The organism is Maricaulis sp. (genome assembly GCF_034670125.1).
Classification (GTDB): Bacteria; Pseudomonadota; Alphaproteobacteria; order Caulobacterales; family Maricaulaceae; genus Maricaulis.
Genome location: NZ_JAXMOC010000002.1, coordinates 1 through 19,395, shown reverse-complemented (window position 1 = coordinate 19,395; position 19,395 = coordinate 1). Strand labels below are relative to the sequence as shown.

The 19,395-nt window shown below is 64.9% G+C and carries 17 protein-coding genes; 11 read left to right on the top strand and 6 right to left on the bottom strand.

Annotated elements, in window-relative coordinates; genetic code table 11:
• Positions 1-73: 73 nt before the first annotated feature.
• Positions 74-1,624 (top strand): exopolysaccharide biosynthesis polyprenyl glycosylphosphotransferase, encoded by a 1,551-nt coding sequence (locus VOI18_RS03435; protein ID WP_323761014.1) that lies wholly within the window; start codon positions 74-76, stop codon positions 1,622-1,624.
• Between the two features lie 9 nt (positions 1,625-1,633).
• Here the strand turns inward: VOI18_RS03435 and VOI18_RS03430 are convergent, their stop codons facing one another.
• Both VOI18_RS03430 and VOI18_RS03425 read right to left on the bottom strand, forming a co-directional pair.
• Positions 1,634-2,833 carry a glycoside hydrolase family 5 protein gene (locus VOI18_RS03430; protein ID WP_323761013.1) on the bottom strand — a complete coding sequence of 400 codons (1,200 nt, stop codon included), beginning with the start codon at positions 2,831-2,833 and terminating at the stop codon, positions 1,634-1,636.
• Positions 2,830-3,909, bottom strand: a complete 1,080-nt coding sequence (locus VOI18_RS03425) for a GNAT family N-acetyltransferase (RefSeq protein WP_323761012.1) — start codon at positions 3,907-3,909, stop codon at positions 2,830-2,832. Before VOI18_RS03425 ends, VOI18_RS03430 begins: the two co-directional genes overlap by 4 nt.
• Positions 3,910-4,041: 132 nt before the next feature.
• Here VOI18_RS03425 and VOI18_RS03420 point away from each other — a divergent pair, with 132 nt between their 5' ends.
• The 4 genes from VOI18_RS03420 to VOI18_RS03405 are packed head-to-tail and all read left to right on the top strand — an operon-like array spanning position 4,042 to position 8,127.
• Entirely contained in the window at positions 4,042-5,493 is a 1,452-nt protein-coding gene (locus VOI18_RS03420) for a lipopolysaccharide biosynthesis protein (RefSeq protein WP_323761011.1), read from the top strand.
• 2 nt (positions 5,494-5,495) lie between these two features.
• Positions 5,496-6,443 (top strand): glycosyltransferase family 2 protein, encoded by a 948-nt coding sequence (locus VOI18_RS03415; protein ID WP_323761010.1) that lies wholly within the window; start codon positions 5,496-5,498, stop codon positions 6,441-6,443.
• A complete protein-coding gene (locus tag VOI18_RS03410; RefSeq protein ID WP_323761009.1) occupies positions 6,443-7,210 on the top strand; it encodes a polysaccharide deacetylase family protein in 768 nt (255 codons plus the stop codon). Before VOI18_RS03415 ends, VOI18_RS03410 begins: the two co-directional genes overlap by 1 nt.
• Positions 7,207-8,127: a glycosyltransferase gene (locus VOI18_RS03405; protein WP_323761008.1), complete on the top strand. Its 921-nt coding sequence runs from the start codon at positions 7,207-7,209 to the stop codon at positions 8,125-8,127. The genes VOI18_RS03410 and VOI18_RS03405 overlap by 4 nt, the downstream gene beginning before the upstream one ends.
• 59 nt (positions 8,128-8,186) lie before the next feature.
• Here VOI18_RS03405 and VOI18_RS03400 read toward each other — a convergent pair whose 3' ends face one another.
• The 3 genes from VOI18_RS03400 to VOI18_RS03390 all read right to left on the bottom strand — a co-directional run bounded on the left by VOI18_RS03400 (position 8,187) and on the right by VOI18_RS03390 (position 11,687).
• Entirely contained in the window at positions 8,187-9,449 is a 1,263-nt protein-coding gene (locus VOI18_RS03400; protein WP_323761007.1) for an O-antigen ligase family protein, read from the bottom strand.
• A complete protein-coding gene (locus VOI18_RS03395) occupies positions 9,446-10,081 on the bottom strand; it encodes a hypothetical protein (RefSeq protein ID WP_323761006.1) in 636 nt (211 codons plus the stop codon). The genes VOI18_RS03400 and VOI18_RS03395 overlap by 4 nt, the downstream gene beginning before the upstream one ends.
• A 67-nt stretch (positions 10,082-10,148) precedes the next feature.
• Complete coding sequence (locus VOI18_RS03390; RefSeq protein ID WP_323761005.1) at positions 10,149-11,687, bottom strand: GumC family protein; 1,539 nt, start codon at positions 11,685-11,687, stop codon at positions 10,149-10,151.
• Between the two features lie 88 nt (positions 11,688-11,775).
• Here VOI18_RS03390 and VOI18_RS03385 point away from each other — a divergent pair, with 88 nt between their 5' ends.
• The gene (locus tag VOI18_RS03385) at positions 11,776-12,510 is read left to right on the top strand and encodes a polysaccharide biosynthesis/export family protein (RefSeq protein ID WP_323761004.1); all 735 of its coding nucleotides are present in this window, start codon (positions 11,776-11,778) and stop codon (positions 12,508-12,510) included.
• A gap of 634 nt (positions 12,511-13,144) precedes the next feature.
• Here VOI18_RS03385 and VOI18_RS03380 read toward each other — a convergent pair.
• Positions 13,145-13,969: a flagellin gene (locus VOI18_RS03380; protein ID WP_323761003.1), complete on the bottom strand. Its 825-nt coding sequence runs from the start codon at positions 13,967-13,969 to the stop codon at positions 13,145-13,147.
• A 387-nt stretch (positions 13,970-14,356) separates the two neighbouring features.
• Between VOI18_RS03380 and VOI18_RS03375 the strand changes: the two genes are divergently transcribed.
• From VOI18_RS03375 to rnd, 5 genes are all read left to right on the top strand, one after another.
• Entirely contained in the window at positions 14,357-14,980 is a 624-nt protein-coding gene (locus VOI18_RS03375; RefSeq protein ID WP_323761002.1) for a TetR/AcrR family transcriptional regulator, read from the top strand.
• Positions 14,981-15,010: 30 nt separating this feature from the next.
• Positions 15,011-15,772: a lysophospholipid acyltransferase family protein gene (locus tag VOI18_RS03370; protein ID WP_323761001.1), complete on the top strand. Its 762-nt coding sequence runs from the start codon at positions 15,011-15,013 to the stop codon at positions 15,770-15,772.
• 35 nt (positions 15,773-15,807) lie between these two features.
• A complete protein-coding gene (locus VOI18_RS03365; protein WP_323761000.1) occupies positions 15,808-16,533 on the top strand; it encodes a lysophospholipid acyltransferase family protein in 726 nt (241 codons plus the stop codon).
• Complete coding sequence (locus tag VOI18_RS03360) at positions 16,530-17,837, top strand: MFS transporter (protein ID WP_323760999.1); 1,308 nt, start codon at positions 16,530-16,532, stop codon at positions 17,835-17,837. Before VOI18_RS03365 ends, VOI18_RS03360 begins: the two co-directional genes overlap by 4 nt.
• 89 nt (positions 17,838-17,926) lie before the next feature.
• A complete protein-coding gene (gene rnd, locus VOI18_RS03355; RefSeq protein ID WP_323760998.1) occupies positions 17,927-19,087 on the top strand; it encodes a ribonuclease D in 1,161 nt (386 codons plus the stop codon).
• The last annotated feature ends 308 nt before the right edge of the window (positions 19,088-19,395 follow it).

Below are 19,395 nucleotides of genomic sequence, written 5' to 3'. Positions count from 1 at the left end.
TCACTAACCACGCTTCTCAACGAATTATTTCGTTCGGCCTGTTTAGATGTCCCCGAGACCGATGGGGACCGCCGTGGATTATTCCAACCTGCCGAGCCAGAGCGAGCAACAGTCCCGCAAGGCGTCGGGTCCGGCCAATGATATGTCAGATGCCCTGCGCCCGTCCAACCCGGACACGGCGAGCCTGACGCGTGCCCATCTCAAGGCTGACGCACGGACGCCCCGAAACCGTATCAATCGCAAGGCCCTCGGCCATATCTGGCAAAGCATCGACATTTTCGTGGTGCTATTACTGACGGTGACCGGTGCCCTTGCCCTGTCCGGCGGGGCGATCACATCAGTCGCCGCCGGCGAACTCCTGCCCCTGCTGGCATTTGCTGCCCTGTGCCCGGCGCTGACCCTTATGATGGGACTCTACCGGATCGACCCGCGTGAAAGCGCGGTATTGCGCATGTTGCGCGCCGTCATTGCCACCGCCCTGACCGGTAGCGCGATCACCGCGCTGTCCTGGCTGACCGCCCCCGATCTTGCCCATCAAGTTGCGACCTTCGCCATCACCGGCGTTGGCGCGCTCACGCTTTTGCATGTGATCTATGCGGCCTTCATCCAGCATTGGGGCAAGTCCGGCCGGCTGGCCCGCAATGTTGTATTGGTCGGCGCAACGGCCAATGCCAGCAAGTTGATCAAGGCCAATGCCGGATCCGGGACGGTCAATGTCGTCGGCATTTTTGACGACCGCACTGCCCGCAGCCCGCAAGCACTCGCCGGCGCGCCTTATCTGGGCACCACGGACGACCTGGTTGGCTGGTCGCTTTTGCACGAGGTCGACCGCATCATCCTGACGGTCTCCCCCAAGGCGGAAGACCGCGTCCGGCTGCTGCTCGGCAAGCTGCGTGCCCTTCCTCACACGGTCTGTCTTCTGCTTGATTTTGACAGCCTCGGCCCGTCGCAAACCACGCTCGATGATATTGTCGGGGTGCAGGCCGCCCGCATGAGCGGGCTCGAGGAACGCTTCGGGCACAACCTGGCCAAGCGCACGCAGGACCTCATCCTGGGTGTGGGCCTGTTTGTCGCCGCCCTGCCCGTCATGGCATTGATCGCCGTCGCTGTCCGTCTGGGCAGCCCGGGTCCGATCCTTTTTCGACAGACCCGGGAAGGCTTCAACGGGCGCCCGATCAAAGTATTGAAATTCCGGACCATGCGCCATGACCCAGCCTCGGCAGCGAAACCCATGCGGCAGGTCGAGCTCGATGACCCCCGGGTCACGCGTATCGGTGGCTTCCTGCGCAAGACCAGCCTCGATGAGTTGCCGCAATTGTGGAATGTCCTGACCGGCGAAATGTCGCTGGTCGGCCCGCGGCCACACGCGCCGGGCATGCGAACCGGTGGCACCGAGACTGCCAAGCTGGTGGCCGAATATGCGCACCGTCACCGGGTCAAGCCGGGGATCACCGGCTGGGCCCAGATCAACGGCTCTCGTGGCCCTCTGCACACTCCCGAGGCGGCTCGCGAACGGATCGCGCTCGACGTCGCTTATATCGCCAAGGCGAACGTCTGGTTTGATCTGTGGATCATGATACGCACCCTGCCGGCGCTGCTCGGCGACAAGGCCAATATCCGCTGAGCCGATCTGCTAGCGCCGGAGCAAGGGTGCCGGGCGCAGCATATTGGACGACCAGGCCTGTGAAAGCCGGTCGAGCAGGATCGAATTGGCATCGGGGTGCCGGGCCCCCGGGTCACCGCCATAAAGCGGGTTGAACCGGTTTTCCGCATTCTCGTACACGCGCCAACCACTGTCCCAGCGAAAGACCGACCAGGCCGCCCCTGCTGCCTCGGCGGCCGCGATCCGGCTGGCAAGGAAGCGGTCAGCGTCGGGAGCCCATCGGGACACACCGAACTCCCCCAACATCCAGGGACCGGACACAGGTTGTTCAAAGTCCGCCAGCTCCGGATCGAAGCCGATCCCTGCGCCCGCGTCCTGATGCGTATAGGCACGCGGCGCATAATCATGCACCGCGAGAACCAGTCCGGCAGCGGCCTCCATGTCGAGCAGGCCCGCAAAGCGTGTCGCGGCATACCCATCCGGGCTGACCAGTATCGGGGTATCGGGATCTTCTGCCCGCACCGCCCGTGCAAGGCGTGAGGCCAGGGCCGGCCAGTCGGCCGGCGTTCCGGCCACCTCGGTGGCCAGGCGTTCCGCCTGCCAGATATCCAGATCACCGCCGTCCGGGCCTGGCGCGGCGAGATTGGCGTTGGGTTCAACCATCAGGAGATAACCGGCAAGATTGGGATAGTGGCGAAACCGGCTGGCCGTGCGTCGCCACATGGCGTCCCAGCCATCCTGGGCTTCTCGCGAATGCCAGACGCTTTCATCAACGAAGCTGGCCGGAAACCAGGTCCCGGCCTGGTCTCGATGAAAGCTGAATTCGCTACGCCCCGGCCCGCTGCGAAAGCCGATGACCACAAACAATCCGTGGCGTCCGCATCGCCGGACCAGGGTGTGCAAATGTTGCTCGATCGCAGGGTCAACCGCGAACGGCGGGGCTTCGTCAGCCGGCCCCGGAACGGACAGAACGACGAGATTGGCCCCAAGGGCGGACAGGCGAGCCAGTGAGGCTTCGGTCACTGGCGCACCGACCGGACCGGGGCCAAGAAAATCCGGCCCGTCGATCTGCGGATAAACCCGTCGCTGGGCGATCACTGCGCCTCGCAGGCGCGCACCTGTCGTGTTGTCCCACAAGTCCCGGCGCGCCGGTTGGGCCTGTGCCGATCGCGCACCCAGCAGGCCGGCGCCCGCTGCGACCAATCCCTGGCGTCGGGTGAGACCGGTCATACCGCCATGAAGCCGGTCACCCGGCCCAGCTTGCGCAATCCCTTGGCCGGCCAATGACGGGCCGGGCCGATCGGTGCCTCGGTGCAGGCGCTGGACAGGCGTTGGGCCCCGCGGACAAGGCCGCCCCGAATGCTGTCTGTCGTGAACCGCCCGCTCACCAGCCCGGTCTGGCTGGTCGCCAGATCTTTCTTGAAACCGTAATCCCCGGTGCCCAGCTCTACGCCGAGATGGCCGAGCGCACAGGCCGTACGCGCCATCTCCACCAGCAGCAGGACGCCCGGACTGAGGCGACTGTGATCGGGTTCATAGGCCGGGAACCAGTAATGACACATCCGGTCACTCGCCATGCCGACATGGACAGCCACGATCTCGCCGCCCACCGACAGGCTGGAGGACACGCCGGAGAACTGATCGCTCTGGCGTCGCAGGATCGCCTTGAGCAATCGACCCGTCCAGCCGACCGAGAATACATCGAACACGCCGGTGCGCCGGTACTGGTCGCGCTTGAGACGAACCATGGTCTCGAAGACTTCGGGCCGATAGTCGGCCATCGTGAAGGAATAGCCGCCATCGACCTCATTCAGGCGCCGCGATCGGGTCGCGATGTTGCGCATGGCCTTGGGGTTGATCGACTTTCGGGCTGCCTGCCAGGCCTCGAAACCATCCTCGACATCGATGATCCATGACCCGTCCGGCACGCCGCCGGCCCGGGCGAAACCCGACTGGCTGGCCAGGGCGTTGCGATATTCGAAGACCGGTACCCGTGCCAGCGCCAGCCAGCGTGCCGGGTCGGCTGATGTCGACCGCGGCGCAATTACACCGTGAACATCGCCCAGCGGACCGGCCAATGGGCGAGCAAAGCCAAACTTGCCCGCCTGGAAGGGCAGAAAACCGGTAACAACGCCGGCCTCACGCACCACCAGCACCCGGGTATCGTCCCGCGCCTCCTCGCAACATTCCGCGAACTCAAGCGCAAAGTACGGGCTGGCTAGCGTCGGCTCGGCCGCCAGGAACGCTCTCCAGGCACCACGCTCGATGTCGGTCAGTTCACTCGGTTTGCGTAGATCGACCTGCATCGCCCGGACCGTTTCCCCGTCAGAATTCCAAGATTAGACCCAACGCCTTAGCAGGCCGTTTACGAAAACCTCCTCGCCCACGAAGCGGCACCACTCTTGCAAGCTTCCCCTGTCAGGCGAACGGAGCGTTTCATGCTTGGACGACACCTCTTGGGCTATCTGCCCGTACAACTGGCACAGGTCCTGGTCGGATTTGGCGGTGTCGCCGTCTTCACCCGCATCATGCCGGCCGACGAGTATGGCCGGTATGCCATTGCCATCGCTACGCTTTCCCTGATCCATATTGTGACATTCACCTGGCTGGAGGCCGCGGTCGCGCGTTTCCACGCCCGGGCCGAACAGCGTGGCCGACTGCGTGACCACCTGGCGACTGCCTATGGCCTGTATCTGGTCATCGCAGCCGGGGCCGGCGCCTTGCTTGTGCTGGGTGTGCACATATTGCCACTCGACGCCAAGCTGCAAGCCGCGCTCAGCTTCGCGGTGATTTCCTTGCTGCTGCGGGCGCTGCTCCAGATCGGCATGGAGACCCACCGGGCCGGCGGCGATGTCGGACGGTATTCCGCGCTGGAAGCCAGCTACCTCATGATCGGCTTCATGGTTGGCATCGGCGTTATCCTGACAACAGACCTCGGCGCCGCCGGCGTGTTCATGGGGACCGCCGTCGCCGCCCTCGTGATGCTGGCCTTTGACCTGCCGGTGATGCTGCGCCGGGCCGCCAACGGGCGGCGCCAAAAGGCGCGGGCCGCCAGCTTTGCCCGCTATGGCGCCCCGGTGTCCATGTCGCTGATATTCGAGCACCTGCTCTCGGTCGGCGACCGCTTTCTAATCGCGGCCCTGATCAGCCAGGGCGCGGTCGGCATGTATGCTGCCGGCTATGGGCTGGCCGACCGGTTACTGGACGTCATCTTCATCTGGTTCGGAGCCGCGGTCTGGCCCCTGACCATCAAGGCTTTCGAGAAAGACGGGGTCGCTGCGGCGCAGGCCATGGCTGGCAGAGCCGCTGCACTGATGGGCCTGATCGCCTTTCCCGCTGCTGCCGGACTGGCATTGGTCGCGGGGCCCCTGACAACCCTGATCATCGGCGAGTCGGTCCGCGCGGAAGCGGCTGCCATCCTGCCCTGGATCGCCCTGTCGGGCCTGATGAAGGGCATGATGACCTACTATTTCCACGAGGCGTTCACGCTGATGCGGCGAACCGGTGTGATGGCCATGGTGATGGCCGCGTCGGCCGCTCTCAATCTCGGCCTGAACCTGCCGCTCATCCCGGCCTTCGGCATCGCCGGCGCCGCCATGGCGACCGTGATTGCCTATGCCCTGGCACTGACCGCCTGCGCCTTGCTCGGCCGACGCTACTTCATCCTGCCCTTGCCCTGGAGCGACTGGATCAAGGCCGGCGCCGCAACCGCGATCATGGCCGCCGCCGTCTTCGCCCTGCCGGCCAGCGGCACAAGCTGGCTCGACCTTATCCTGCAAGCCGGAAGCGGCGGACTTGTTTACGTGATTTCAGCCTATTGCCTGGATATTGCTGGGTGCCGGAGCTGGTTGCGCGATGCCCGCCTCCTGTTCAGACCGGCGGGGGCGTAACGATGAACGCGATGACCGAGATCCCGATCCGCGAGCATGCGAATGCGGCCGCGAAGGCAAGTGCCAAGGCGGTCGCGCTGTCTATCCTTGTTCCGTTCTACCGGGACGACGCGACGCCCTTGATCAAGGCCCTTGCACCCTTGATGCGCCCCTGTGCTGACGTGGAGCTGGTCCTCTATGATGACGGCGAGCCTGATGCCGAGCTGAACCGTCAGATCTGCGCGATTATCGACGCCAGCGACGTGCCGGTCCGATTGCTCACCAGTGCCCGCAATCGCGGCCGGGCCGCCGGGCGAAACCTTTTGGCAGAACAAGCCCATGGCAGCTGGGTGCTGTATCTGGACGCCGACATGACCCCGCCCGACGCGCACTTCCTGTCGCGCTACCGGGAGGTGATGGCCGCCGATACATGCGACGCTGTGTTCGGAGGCTACGAGACCGATTGGCCGACCGACCCGGACCTCAGCCTGCACGCGGTTTTGTCACGTGCCAGCGATCAGCACGACGCCGCCACCCGCAACGAGACCGGTCCGACGGCATTCTGCTCGTCAAACCTGCTGGTCCGTGCTGCTGTCATGCAAGCCTGCCCTTATGACGACCAGTTCACCGGCTGGGGATGGGAGGATGTCGACTGGGCGGTCAGCGCCGCCGGCGACTTCAACTTGCTCCATATCGACAACCCGGCCCGCCATGGCGGATTGCAGACGGCTGATGTCCTGCTCGAGAAATTCCGGGCCGGCGCTGCCAACTACAAACGTTTGCTCGCCCGTCATCCAGAATTGGCTGACCTGCCCGGGGCCCGCGCCGCGCGCCTGCTCAAGGCTCTGCCGGGTCAGCACCGCTTGCGGGGCTTGTGGTCGCTGGCGTCGACCCATTCAGCGCTGCCGCTGCGTGTGCGTGCGCTGGCCCTCAAGCTCTGGCGTGCCAGCTGGGCATCGGAGGTGATTTGATGAATGCACCCTACATTCCCGCTTCCGGCCTGATCGCCGGACTCAACCGACGCTGGGCACGGTTCGCGGCCCGTCAGCCGCTGAACCTTCCGTCCGACCGCGCGATCGTGTCGATCACCTTTGACGACTTCCCCAAGTCGGCCGCCGGCATCGGCGCCCGGATCCTCGAGCGTCACGGCTGGCGTGGCACCTATTACGCCTCGGCCGGTTATGCGGGCGGGACAACGCATCACGGTGCGATGTTCGATTGCGGCGACCTGCAACGCCTGACCGCTGCCGGCCATGAAATCGCCTGCCATACCTATAACCACCTCGATGCCAGCCAGGTCCGCACAGCCGATTTCCTGGCTGATATCGAACGCAATGAACGTGCCCTGCGGGCGATGGGTCTGGAGGCCGGGATCGACAGTTTCGCCTTCCCCTATGGCGAGGCCACGCCGGCCACCAAACGGGCGCTGTCGGAACGCTTTACCAACCTGCGCGGGGTCCATGCCGACATCAATCGGGGCGGCGCCGACCGCAACCTTCTGCGCTCTGTTCCGATTGACGGCGGGGACGCCGGCATTGAGCGGGCCATCGAGGCCGCGGCCACCCTGTCCCGGCACACGGGCTGGCTGACCTTTTATGCCCATGACGTCCAGGAAAACCCCACCCAATGGGGATGTACACCCGGCCAGCTGGAACGGGTCTGCCAGGCTGTTGCCGACAGCGGTGCTGAAGTCCTCACAATGCGCGAGGCTGTGCGTCAGATGGAGGAGGCCCAATGAGCGTTTCCGTCATCCTGCCGACCTACCGCCGACCAGACGGATTGCGGGCCGCGCTCGCCAGTCTGATGGCCCAGAGCCGCCAACCGGATGAAATCATCGTGGTCGACAATGATCCAGCCGGATCAGCCCGCAACGGCGTTGCCAATGCCGAGGCTGTGGCCCGGTGCCCGGTTGTCTACGTTCACGCCGAACGGCCGGGCGTTGCCAATGCCCGCAATGCGGGATGGGCCGCTGCATCAGGCCGCTTCATTGCCTTCCTCGACGATGACGAGATCGCGTCGGCCGGTTGGCTCGAGGCGCTCCTGCACAGTGCCGAAACGCTGTCCGCGACTGTGGTATTCGGCCCCCTGCGCGGCGAGGCGCTTGACGCGGCAAAGGGCCTGCGCGGAGCCCTCGCCCACCGGCTTTACTCACGCCCCGGAAGCGCGGAAGACGAACGGCTCGACGACCCGTTCGGCTGTGGCAACTCGCTGGTCGACCGACAGGCATTCACCCTGCCGGAATCGCCCTTTGACCCGCGCATGAATGTGAGCGGCGGCGAGGATGACCTGTTCTTTGCCGAACTCGCGCGTCAGGGCGCGGTCTTTGGCTGGTCCGCCCGGGCCCACGCCGTCGAGACGGTCGATGCCGGCCGCACCCGCTGGCGCTATCTGCTCGCCCGCAGCTTCGCCTTCGGACAGGGCGCAACCCAGGCCGCCGCCCATGCAAGACCCCGCCGCACGGCAATGGTCGCCTTCTGGATGGCGATTGGTCTCGGTCAGATGATCGCGTTTGGCGCCGCGGCTGCCGTAACCGCCCTGGCCGGCTCAGGCTCGGCGGCCGGATGGCTCGACCGGGCGGTTCAAGGTGCCGGCAAACTGTTCTGGATCGAGGCTTTCGAACCGCATTTCTACGGTGAGGCTGCACCGGCCGACTAAGTCGGGCCCGGCGCCCGGATCGAACGATTCGTCGGCCCTGACGACCGTCATTCCAGGTCTCATTCGGCCCGGCGATCCGCCAGCTTGGCCGCGGTTGCGACCAGCAGGACCCAACTGATCGAATTTTGTTGCAGGAAGTTGGATTCAGAAACACTGACCAGGCCCAGCATGGCGAGGAAGGTCAGTGTCCAATAGGTTTCCGGCCCCCGGAACAGGCGTCCGATGGACCGCACCATGGCCCGCCCGAAGACCAGCATCATCAGCACAACACCCGGCAGTCCGATGGCCAGCGCTGTTTCTATCCAGCCATTGTGCGCGGTCGGGACCGGCCAGTCGGTGCCTTGACGGACCCAGTAAACGGGGCCGGTCTCATCCGCCCAGAACGCCATATAGCCGTAGCCGGTCCACGGAACTTCCGCGGCCTGGCGGGCCAGGATGGCCCAGATATCGGTCCGGCCGGTCAGGGTGGCATCGCGGCCCAGGAGTTCGAGGAATTCGACCGGGGCAATCAACAGGACCAAGGCACCGCCCGCCGCTCCGGTCAGACCGAGGAACAGCATCAGGCTGGCAAACCCGAAGCCGCGCCGGCACAGCGCGATTCCGATTGCCCCACCGGTCCCCAGCAGGAGTGCGAGCAGTGCGGTCTTGGACGTCGACAACAGGACCAGGGCGCAGCACAGAATGGCACCGCCCATCCAGATCCAGCGCCGTCGAGGATCGACGTGCAGCGCCGCAAAGCATGCAACCGCACCCCAGGCCATCATGGCGCCCAGCGTGTTTTTCTCCCACCACACGCCCTTCCAGGCACCGGCGTGAACTTCGTGGTCAACACCCAGGGACGGCAGGCCCAGCGCCATCAGCGTCGACAGGACGCCCAGGCCGACAAACGTCGTTGCGGTCAGCAGGATCAACGCCCGCCAGGACCAGCGGGCCGCCATCCAGAAGCCGAACAGCGTCGTCATGATCAGGGCGAAGGAGCGGCGAAGGGTCGTGTCCGGTGCGATCGACCAGATGACAGAGACAGCGGTCAGCAGGACAAGCGCCATCATCAACCAATTGCCGGTCAGCGTCCGCATCATCGCGCCCGGACGCGTCACGGCCAGCACCAGCGTGACAGCGTAAACCGGCAGCCAGACAAGCCGAAGGACGATCGAGCTGTCCGGGTCAGCCGGGTCGGCGAAGAGCGGGCCGATCAGGCCTTGCGAGAACAGGAACAGGCAGAGCAGCGTCAGCCCGCCCTCGATCGATCCGGTAAAAGGAAGTGCCGGTGCGCGGCGCCAGGCGGCGAGCAAGGCGGGATCATGATGCGCAGCGAGGCTCATGCCGCGCTCCGGCTGTCGCTCCGCATCCGGTTCAGGATCAGGCCGGCGACCACGCCGCCGCGGGCCTCTATGGCCGCGCGCCTGGCCTGGATGCCATCGACGCGGCTCAGTCGGGAATCGGCGACCAGGATCACCCCGTCAGCGTCGGCCGCCAAAGACAGCGGTGCCCGCGAATTTCCGGGTGCATCGATTATGGCGAGATCGATCGCGCCGCGAACCGCGGACCAATAGTCCGGGGCGGCGCGCAGTCCGGCCTGGCGGACCGCCCCGGCCCGGGCCTGCAATTGCGTGACATAAAGATTGGGCACCACCGACTGGCGGGCGATGATTCGAGCCTTCGCACCGTCCTGCGTGGTCAGCGACCAGAACGGGTCCCGACCGAATCCGGCATCGAAGGCCTGCCCCTGCACCCGCGCCGCCTCGGCCTGGGCATTGGTGTTGAAGTCGAGGTCGAACAGCCAGACCCCGCGGGTCGAACGGCGGGCGGCCAGACGGGCCAGCTCCCGGGCCACGGTCGACGCGCCAGCGCCGCGGCTGGCGCCCATGACCATCAACACACGTCCCTGACCGCCCGGACGGGCAATCGGTTCGAGTTCGTCGATCAGCTGGGAAAGGTCAGCAGTAAGGTTCATGGGACAGGGTCGGCCACAACGATTCGGTTCAGCCCTGAAGATGCAAGAAACGAGGTTAACGCCGCGCTTACATTGACCGGTCCGTGACATGGGCCAGGATCGGCAAACCACCGAATGGGTCGTTGGCGGCGACCGGTTGGTTCGGACCCCGAACCGGCTCGGCGGGAGCGACCGCATTGACCGGAGCCATCGGTCGCGGCCGTGGCAGGGCAACAGCCCGGACATAGGTCAGCCAATAGCCGCGCATCAGGCCGAGGAAGAGCGCAATGCCTGCCGCCGCGACAAACGAGCCGATCAGCCCCAGCTTCTTCATCGAACTGCCTTCCATCGGCGGCGCTGCCCGGTCGATCAGGCGTACCGCGTCGGCGGCGCCCAAGCTCGGCGAGCGGCGGGCCGAGGCGGTCGCTTCCAGGGCGGCGACAGCGCCAGCGGCCTCTTCAGCAGCGGTGATATTCTGGGCCAGCCGGGTGTATTCGGGTTCCAGCTGACGCAGGCGGGACACCAGCGTGCGGTTGCTGCGCGCCTGGCCTTCCAGCGCGATCGCAAGCGAGGCCTGCGCCTCGGCATTCGCCTCCCGGGTTGCCAGCTCTGATTCCAGGGCCTGCCGGACCGGATTGGCACCGGTGCGGCGCTGCCCCTCGCCTTCGGTCGCGCCCGACTGGATGAATTGCTCAATGGCTTCGATCTCGCGCTCGACAGCCTGCACGGCCGGTGCTGCGGGCTGATACCGCGACAACAGGCTGGCCCTCTCGGCGCGGCGATCCAGCAACACGCCGGAAACACCATTCTCGACATAGAGCTCGATACTTTCAGGGATCTGCAACAAGCGCTCACGCAGCGCGGCCGCTCCGGCCATCGCCGAATCGCGCTCGGCCCGGGCCTGAGCCACACGTTCGGACAGATTACCGACCAGGTTGTCCGCAGTCAGTTGCTCGGCCTCGAAATTGGCAAGGTCGTTCGCCCGCAGAAAAGCGTCCAACTCGGCCCGGGCCGCCGCGACAGCCTCGTTGGCCTGGGCCCGTCGAACCTCCAGCCCGGTGATGCCGGTCTCGAACAGGACCTGTTCGCGATAGGCCAGATAGGCGTCGACAATGGTGTTCAGGATCAAGGCAGAGCGCTCTGCCGACGGCGATTTGAAGCTGGCATTGATGGCTGAGGAATTGGGCTCCCGCGACAGGTTGAAATTCGACCGGAGCTCCCGCAGCGCCAACCCGTCGGCATTGAGACCGGCCTGCTCGCCCAGCACGACATCGGCGCCAAGCGTCTCAAGCGCCAGGCGTCGCACCGCCTCGGAGCTGAGCAGCTCGCTCTCCGACTGCATCACCTGATCGAGCATGAAGGCATCACCGACCCCGGCCGCAGTTGGCGTGGGATTCGAATCGAGCAGCACCAGTAGACGCGTGTCGGATGTGTAACTCGGCTTCAGCAAGGTCAGCGACGCGCCCACGCCCGCGGCGAAAATAAGCGCAAAAATCAAGGCGATGAAGCCTTTCTGGGACCACGCCAGTGCGATCACGTCGAACAGGTCCAGCTCCCCTCGCGGGGTGCCAGCCTGTCGGGCGGCCGCCGGGTCAACGGGGCCTGCTTCATGATATGCGCGCGTCATCCGCCAATAAGACCCCGCCCGCGCTTAAAAATTTGTTATCCATGCGGCGTGGAGAATGGCGCCAAGCAGTCGACCGGAAAGATATTTCATGCGCGCGATCCGACACGGGCTTTGCACCGCCGCCCTCGCCCTGGCCCCCCTTGCCGTGGGCGCCTGTGCCAGCACGGCTCCCGCCCCGGCTTCGGCGGATTGGGGGCAGCCGCGCTTTGCCGCCTGGCAGGACAGCGATCCGGCTTACCGCTTTTACCCGGGCGACAGCATCGAAGTGACCGTGCATTCGGCGCCTGAACTGTCGCGAACAGCCCTGATCGGCCCGGATGGGCGCGTCTCCCTGCCCCTTCTGGGCAATGTGATGGTCGCCGCAAAAACGGACTTCGAGATCGCCAACACCGTCGCCGATGCCTATGCCCGCGATGTGCTGGTTTCGCCGATCGTCGAGGTCAGGCGCTCGGCGCTGGGACCGCAAAACATTATCGTCGGCGGCGAAGTCAACGGGCCGGGCCTGGTTGAGCTGACGGGCCCGGTTGGCGCCCTGGAAGCTGTGATGATGGCCGGCGGCTTCCGCAATACCGCCGCTCGCGGTGATGTCGTCGTTCTGCGTCGCCAGCCCGGCGGCGGCCTGATGATGCGGACCGTCAACCTGCACGACGCCCTGCGCGGGCGTTCCGGTGCCGACAGTGTCCAGATCCGCCGCCACGACATCATCTTCGTGCCCCGTTCCACGGTCGCCGAGCTGAGCGTCTTCGTGGAGCAATATGTCTCCGGCATCCTGCCACTGGACCAGGCCTTCTCCTACGCCATCGCCGATGCCATCACGAACTGACCCAAGCACCGATAGCGCCACGGCGTCACCGCCTGGCGTTTGGGGTAGAGAGGGTGTGCGGGATACCGGCCGGAGCCGATAAAGCGCTGATTTAATAACGGTAGCCACGACAAGCATCCCGCACGCGGAGTTTTCCCGGGTTGCCTTCCAGCCCCCGAATCGAAGCCGACGGGATCAGGGCGGTCAATCGTTTTGCCGCGAGTCCCATCGGCGGCCGCACCGGGTCTGATGGTGGTCAGCCCCACCAAACCGGATGCGCTCCGCTATCCCCAAACCCCCGGATAACCGGTCCGGGCCTCAAGATGGCCTGGGAACGGAAGCGATTATGCGATGGGCGAAAAGGGGGAGGACAAGTTTTTTGGTTCAAGCCACTTTCCCTCTCCCTTGGGAGAGGGTCAGGGTGAGGGGTAAATCCCGATGAACGCAGAACGAATCCCCCTCATCCGCGCTACGCGCACCTTCTCCCATGGGAGAAGGAAAGGGGTGCAGAGCGGGGATAGGCGGTGATCTTTCTTGCCTTCGCCGCAGGAAGGAAAGCCAATGAGTGACATGAAAAGGGGGCGCCGATGCGCCCCCAATTGCACGCCCTTGCAGGCCGCACCACCAGATTGGTCATTGTTCGTGTCAGTCGCAATCAGCGGAAATATCCGAGGACGGCTGACGGCGCCGAGTTGGCGATCGACAGCGCCTGGATACCCAATTGCTGCTTGACCTGGAGCGATTGCAGATTGGCGCTTTCCTTGGCCAGGTCCGCATCGACGAGATTGCCGATCCCCTTCTCCAGGGCATTTCCCAATTTGCCGACGAATTCCTTGTGGACACCAAGCGTCTTCGAGCCGGTGCCCAGCCGGGCCAGCGAAGCATTGAGATTATCCAGCGATGACTCGATAGTTGCGACAAGCGTGCTGGCATCCCCGGCCGAGGCGAAAGAGGCCGTCGCCGACAGCGTCACCACGGTACCACCCAGGGACAGGTCCTCCGACGCGATAGTGATCGAGGACGACCCGCTGGCGCTTGCCAGCGCCGCGATCTGTGACTTTGAACCGTCAATCAGATTGGTACCGTTGAATTCCGCGGTCTCGACGATCTTGCCGACCTGGTCGCGCAAGGCCTTGAAATCTTCGTTCAGGGCATCCCGGGAGGCCTGGTCGAGCGAGCTGTCAGACGCTGCCAGCGCCTTTTGCTTCATCTCGACAAGCGTATCAGAAATCGCCTCGCCGCCGGCCAGCGCGACATCGACTGTCGAGGCCGACAGGTCCAGCGATTGGGTGACGGCAGCATAGCTCCGGACGTCGGCGCGCATCGATTGGGCAATCGCGTAAACACCGCCATTGTCCTTGGCCGAGCCGACCGACAGGCCTGTGTTGATCCGGGCCTGCACGGTCTCCAGATCGCGATTGGTCTTGTTCAGACTTTGCAAGGCGACCATGGCGCCCGCATTGGTGTTGATAGTCGCCATTTCTTGGCTCCCCACACTTCTTATTCCACCACCGGATCCGGCCTGGCCAACCTGTTTTCGGTCGGTCTCGAATGCCGTTCGGTTCGATGACACTAGCCGGAACTCATAAAATATTCGCTAACGGGTCATCCGGGGACACCTTGCAGGCAAGGAGAAAGCGGGTTCCTCAGCCCGAATTCAGCGCCTTGCATATCCGAATTCCATGGCCTGCCAGACGCCCGCGCCGCGCGCCTGAGACCCGTATCTTTGTGCGTCCACATGCTCCGTGGGGGGCATCCGACGGAGCGACCTCCCGGATGTAAGTGACTATTCACTTGCAAGGCCAAATTTCGCCTGCTATACGACATGTAAATGATCATTCACTTACAGCCCTGAAGGGGATCAACAATGACCGGAATGCTTCGTGAAGGCCTGTTCGACGGCTCCAATCCGAATGTCGGCGTCACGGCCCGGACCGGGACCACCAAGGCGCGGATCGAGCGGGCGGCGCTGCAGCTGTTCGCCAGCCACGGCATGGACGGGGTGTCGATCAAGCAGATCGCGGAGGCCTGCACCATTTCCGATGGCGCCATGTATCGACACTTCAAGTCCAAGGACGCCCTCGCCCGCCTGATGTTCGAAGCGATCCACAAGAAGCTGCTGGACATGGTAGCCGGCCATCTGACCCCGGATGCCTCGCTGGAGGACATCAGCCGCGCGCTTGTCACCGCCTATTGCAATCTGGCCGATGAAGACCCGGCGCAGTTCACCTACCACCTGACCCACCGCAACTACTTCATCGCCGCGTCGGGTGATGGCGGCGCCGATCCGTCCGATCTGATGACCGATTGCATCGCAAAGGCGATGGAACGTGGCGAGATCCCCAAGGGCGATCCGGAACTGCGCTCGGCGATGGCGCTGGGTGTGGTCATGCAGGCGGCAGAATACAGCCTTTATGGCCGGATCGACCGCCCGCTCTCGCAGCATATCGACCAGTTCACCCGCGGCATCATGGCCGTTTTGCGCTCCTAGGCGCCCCCAAGGTTTTACGGAGAGACCCTCATGCGCTCTTTCATCTTCAACATCGCTTATTGGACCATTTCCGGCGTCTACGCCGTCATCTGCGCGATCCTGGCCCTGTTCCCCGGCCGGACCGTGCTGATGCACGGGCTACGCTCCTATTCGCGCCTCACCGTGCATCTGATGCGCTGGATCTGCGGCATCAAGGTCGAGGTTCGCGGCACCCCGCCCAAGGACCAGCCGGTGGTGATCGGCGCCAAGCACCAGTCCTGGGGCGATGGCATTGTGATGATGGCCAAGTGCGGCGATGTGAACTTCGTCTGCGGCGACCACATGCTGAAATTCCCGCTGATCGGCTGGGTGCTGAAACGCTGCGGCGCCATCGTCCTGTCCAACCAGGGCGGCCCGGCCGCTCGCGACAGCCTGATGGACGGGATCGTCCGCTCGCAGGGCGAAGGTCGTCCGCGCCCGGTCCTAATCTATCCGGAAGGCCATCTGACCGAGGTTGGCTCCGGCATGCGCTTTCGCTCCGGCGTCTGGCACATGGCGCGTGCCCTGGAGCGTCCGATCGTTCCCGTTGCCACCAATCTGGGCCAATGCTGGCCGCAACAGAAATGGTCGAAATTCAAGGGCACGGCGGTGATCGAATTCCTCGATCCGATCCAGCCGAGCACCAACCGCGATGCCGACCTGGCCAAGCTGCAGGATTGCGTTGAGACCCGCTCACGTGCCCTGGAGGCCGAGTTTGCGCCGGCCGGCATTCCGTCGCACGTTCAAACCGGACAGGCGGCGATCTGCGCTTAAGACGCAGACCCGCCCGTCGATCCGGGGAGGATCCGATGCGCGCTTTCATCTTCAACATCATCTTCTGGCCGACCCTGCTGGTCTTCGCACTCATGGCCTGGGGAATCAGCCTGACCGGTTGGCAGTCTGGCGTTCGCGGGCTGATGCGCGCTGCCTGCCGGACCGTCCGCGGCCAGATGCAATTCATCCTCGGCGCTCCGGTCGAAGTGCGCGGCACCCCGCCGCATGACCGGCCGGTCATCATCGCCGCCAAACACCAGTCCTGGGCCGATGGCTTCTTGATGATGGCCATCATGGGCGACATCAATTTCGTGATCGGAAGCGAAACCGGGAAATTCCCCCTGATCGGCCGGATCATCCGCGTTGCCGGCGCCACCATGGTCAACTCGCCCGGCCTGACCGGCGCCCAGGGCGCGCTGGAAGAAGCCATCAAGCGTGCCGTCGACGACCCCAGACCCCTGCTGATCTATCCGGAAGGCCGCCTTCCCCCGGTCGGCGAAAGCTTCCGTTACCGCAAGGGCGTCCACGTCATGTACGAGACGCTCAACCGTCCGGTGATCCCGGTCGCCACCAATACCGGGCTGCGCTGGCCCCAGAACCGCTGGACCAAGCACCCCGGCCCGGCCGTCATCGAGTTTCTCGAGCCGATCCCGCCCGGCCTGCCCCGCGATGACTTCCTGCCGCGCCTGAAACTGACCATAGAAACCCGCACCCGCGCCCTCGAAGCCGAGGGCCAGGCCGCCAAGGAGGCCCGCTCATGAGTGCCAAGATCGCTGCCCAGCTGGTCACCCAGCGCCGCTTCCTGCCGCTTCTGCTCACCCAGTCGCTCGGCGCCTTCAACGACAATTTCTTCCGCTATTCCCTGGTCACATTGGTGACCCTGGGCGGGTTGACCCTGTTCGACATTGAACGCGACATGATGGTGCCCATCGCGGCGTCCCTGTTCACGATCCCGATCTTCCTGTTCTCGGCCATCGCCGGTCGCATGGCGGACAAGTTTGACCGCACGCGGATCATGCGCTTCGCCAAGTTCGCAGAGATCTGGTTGATGCTGATCGTTGCCCTCGGTTTTCTTCTGGAACAACCGCTTTTGTTGATGGTCGCCCTCTTCCTCATGGGCACGCAATCGGCCCTGTTCACGCCGGCCAAGAATTCGGCGCTGCCGACCCTGTTGAAGCCTGAAGAACTGGTCCCGGCCAACGCCATGATGTCCGGCCTCCTCAACGTCTCGGTCCTGGTCGGGATCGGGCTGGGGACCTGGTTGGTGATGCGGCCCTTCGGCCCTGAACTTGTCGGTGTGGGCCTGGTGATCATGGCCACCCTTGGCTGGCTGGCCAGCCGGCAATTGCCGGAAGCCAAGGCATCCCATCCTGAAATGCCGCTCACCTTCAATTTCATTGGCGAGACCGTACGTGTCCTCAACTATGCCTTCAAGGCACCGCAGGTGCTGCGCCCGCTACTTGGAGCCGCCTGGTTCTGGATGCTGGCGGCGTCGATCATCACGCTGATGCCGGTCTTCACCGCCTCGGTCCTTGGCGCGGATGAGAGCGTGATCCTCTTGTTCAGCGCCCTGTTCACCATCGGCGCCGCGATCGGTGCGCTCTTGTGTGGCGCCCTGTCGGGCAAGGGGGATGCCCTGTTGTTCTCGATAGTCGGCGCGATCGGCCTGGTGGTCTTCACCACCGATGTGGCCCTGACGACCTGGTCCAATCCGCTCGTTGCCGAGGGCGCTCCCCTGATCGGCGCCGATGCCTTCCTGGCCGACCCGTCCAATTGGCGCATCCTGATCGATCTCGGCCTCGCGGCGGTCTCGGCCGGCCTGTTCGTGGTGCCGCTGCAAGCCATGGCCCAGCGCCGGGCTCCCGCAGAACTGCGCGGGCGCCTGCTGGCGGCCGGCGGGATCATGAATGCGGCGACGGCGACGCTGGGCCAGTTCACCCTGGCCGGTATCGCCCTGATGCAGCTGCCGATCCAGATGGCCTTCCTGATGATCGCCTTCATCTCCGGCCTCGCCGTCCTGTTCATCCTGTGGCGTCTCAACCTGCGCCGTGGCGCCAAGGCATAGCTCGGACGTGCTTCGGCCAGCCGGGAAATCACGCCCCGGCTGGCCGAATCGATAGCCAAAGGCGGCGGTCCGCGCTAAAGGGCCGTTTCATGACAATGATTACGACGACGAAGGCCCTCGAAGCGGCCTGTGACGCCCTCCTGCAGCACCCCTATGTGGCTGTGGATACCGAATTCATGCGGGAGACGGTCTACTGGCCCCAGCTGTGCCTGATCCAGGCCGCCGCCGGTGACACCGAGGTCATCATCGACCCGCTCGCCGAGGGCATCGACCTGGAGCCCTTCTGGGAGCTGATGGCGGACGAACGCATCATCAAGGTCTTCCACGCCGCCCGCCAGGATCTGGAAATCTTCTTCCACAAGGGCGGTGACGCGCTGATCCCGCATCCGATGTTCGACAGCCAGGTCGCCGCCATGGCGCTCGGCCTGGGCGACTCGATCGCCTATGACGCGCTGGTCCGGACAATGCTCAACAGGCCGATCGATAAAGGCCCGCGCTTCACCGACTGGTCGCGCCGCCCGCTGTCCGACGCCCAGACCAAATACGCCATCGCCGACGTTACCCATCTGCGCGACCTCTACCCGATGATGGTCGAGCGGCTGGAAAAGAAGGGCCGCACCGAGTGGCTGGCCGGCGAGATGAAGACCCTGACCAGCCCGTCCACCTATCGCCTCGACCCCGAGGAGAGCTGGCGCCGGATGAAGCTGCGCAAGACGACCACCAAATGGGTCGCCGCCCTGCGCGCCGCCGCCGCCTGGCGCGAGACCGAGGCCCAGACCCGCGACATGCCGCGCCAGCGCGTGATGAAGGATGACGCGATCTACGAGGTCGCCAATGTCGCCCCGACCGCGCCGGAACAGCTGACCGGCCTGCGCGCCGTACCCAAGGGCTTTGAACGCTCCAGCGCTGCCAAACGCCTGTTCGACAAGATGAGCGAAGCCCTCGCCGATGCCGAGGCCTATGCCCCCAAGGTCGAAAAGCCCGCCCCGCCGCCGCAGGGCGTCGGTCCGACGGTCGAACTCCTGAAGGTCTTCCTCAAGCTGGTCGCCGACGAAAAAGACGTCGCCCCGCGCCTCATTGCCAATGCCGCCGACCTGGAAAAGATCGCCGCCGACGACAAGGCCGACGTCCAGGCCCTCAGCGGCTGGCGCCGCGAGGTCTTCGGAGAACCCGCCCTCAAGCTCAAGCGCGGCGAGATGGCGCTGGCGCTGAAGGACGGCAAGGTCGTGGTTGTGGATACCAAGGGCTGAGGGTCGGCGTGGTCGGGCACTAGATTGTTTGCCTGCCGATACTCATCCTTTTTGTCATCCCCGCTGGATGTCCGGCGCAGGCCGGACGCAAGGCGGGGACCTGACACTCTGCAATCACATAGGTCCCTGACCTGCGCCCCACCTCCGCGGGGCGGGAACCTGCGCCCGCGAAGGCGGGTGGCAGGGATTGTCTGTTTGAGATGGTGTTAGAGTGTGTGCGCCGGATGGGGGGCCTTGGCAGCAACCTTGGCCCCCCTGCCGCTGTCGCGACCGCACAGGGATGGGGCTCTCGCCCGTTGTCATCGAGG

Bases quoted from the DNA above. Each gene is read 5' to 3' on its own strand.
- VOI18_RS03430 (WP_323761013.1), bottom strand. From the start codon at position 2,833: ATGACCGGTCTCACCCGACGCCAGGGATTGGTCGCAGCGGGCGCCGGC.
- VOI18_RS03425 (WP_323761012.1), bottom strand. From the start codon at position 3,909: ATGCAGGTCGATCTACGCAAACCGAGTGAACTGACCGACATCGAGCGT.
- VOI18_RS03420 (WP_323761011.1), top strand. From the start codon at position 4,042: ATGCTTGGACGACACCTCTTGGGCTATCTGCCCGTACAACTGGCACAG.
- VOI18_RS03415 (WP_323761010.1), top strand. From the start codon at position 5,496: ATGAACGCGATGACCGAGATCCCGATCCGCGAGCATGCGAATGCGGCC.
- VOI18_RS03410 (WP_323761009.1), top strand. From the start codon at position 6,443: ATGAATGCACCCTACATTCCCGCTTCCGGCCTGATCGCCGGACTCAAC.
- VOI18_RS03405 (WP_323761008.1), top strand. From the start codon at position 7,207: ATGAGCGTTTCCGTCATCCTGCCGACCTACCGCCGACCAGACGGATTG.
- VOI18_RS03400 (WP_323761007.1), bottom strand. From the start codon at position 9,449: ATGAGCCTCGCTGCGCATCATGATCCCGCCTTGCTCGCCGCCTGGCGC.
- VOI18_RS03395 (WP_323761006.1), bottom strand. From the start codon at position 10,081: ATGAACCTTACTGCTGACCTTTCCCAGCTGATCGACGAACTCGAACCG.
- VOI18_RS03390 (WP_323761005.1), bottom strand. From the start codon at position 11,687: ATGACGCGCGCATATCATGAAGCAGGCCCCGTTGACCCGGCGGCCGCC.
- VOI18_RS03385 (WP_323761004.1), top strand. From the start codon at position 11,776: ATGCGCGCGATCCGACACGGGCTTTGCACCGCCGCCCTCGCCCTGGCC.
- VOI18_RS03380 (WP_323761003.1), bottom strand. From the start codon at position 13,969: ATGGCGACTATCAACACCAATGCGGGCGCCATGGTCGCCTTGCAAAGT.
- VOI18_RS03375 (WP_323761002.1), top strand. From the start codon at position 14,357: ATGACCGGAATGCTTCGTGAAGGCCTGTTCGACGGCTCCAATCCGAAT.
- VOI18_RS03370 (WP_323761001.1), top strand. From the start codon at position 15,011: ATGCGCTCTTTCATCTTCAACATCGCTTATTGGACCATTTCCGGCGTC.
- VOI18_RS03365 (WP_323761000.1), top strand. From the start codon at position 15,808: ATGCGCGCTTTCATCTTCAACATCATCTTCTGGCCGACCCTGCTGGTC.
- VOI18_RS03360 (WP_323760999.1), top strand. From the start codon at position 16,530: ATGAGTGCCAAGATCGCTGCCCAGCTGGTCACCCAGCGCCGCTTCCTG.
- rnd (WP_323760998.1), top strand. From the start codon at position 17,927: ATGACAATGATTACGACGACGAAGGCCCTCGAAGCGGCCTGTGACGCC.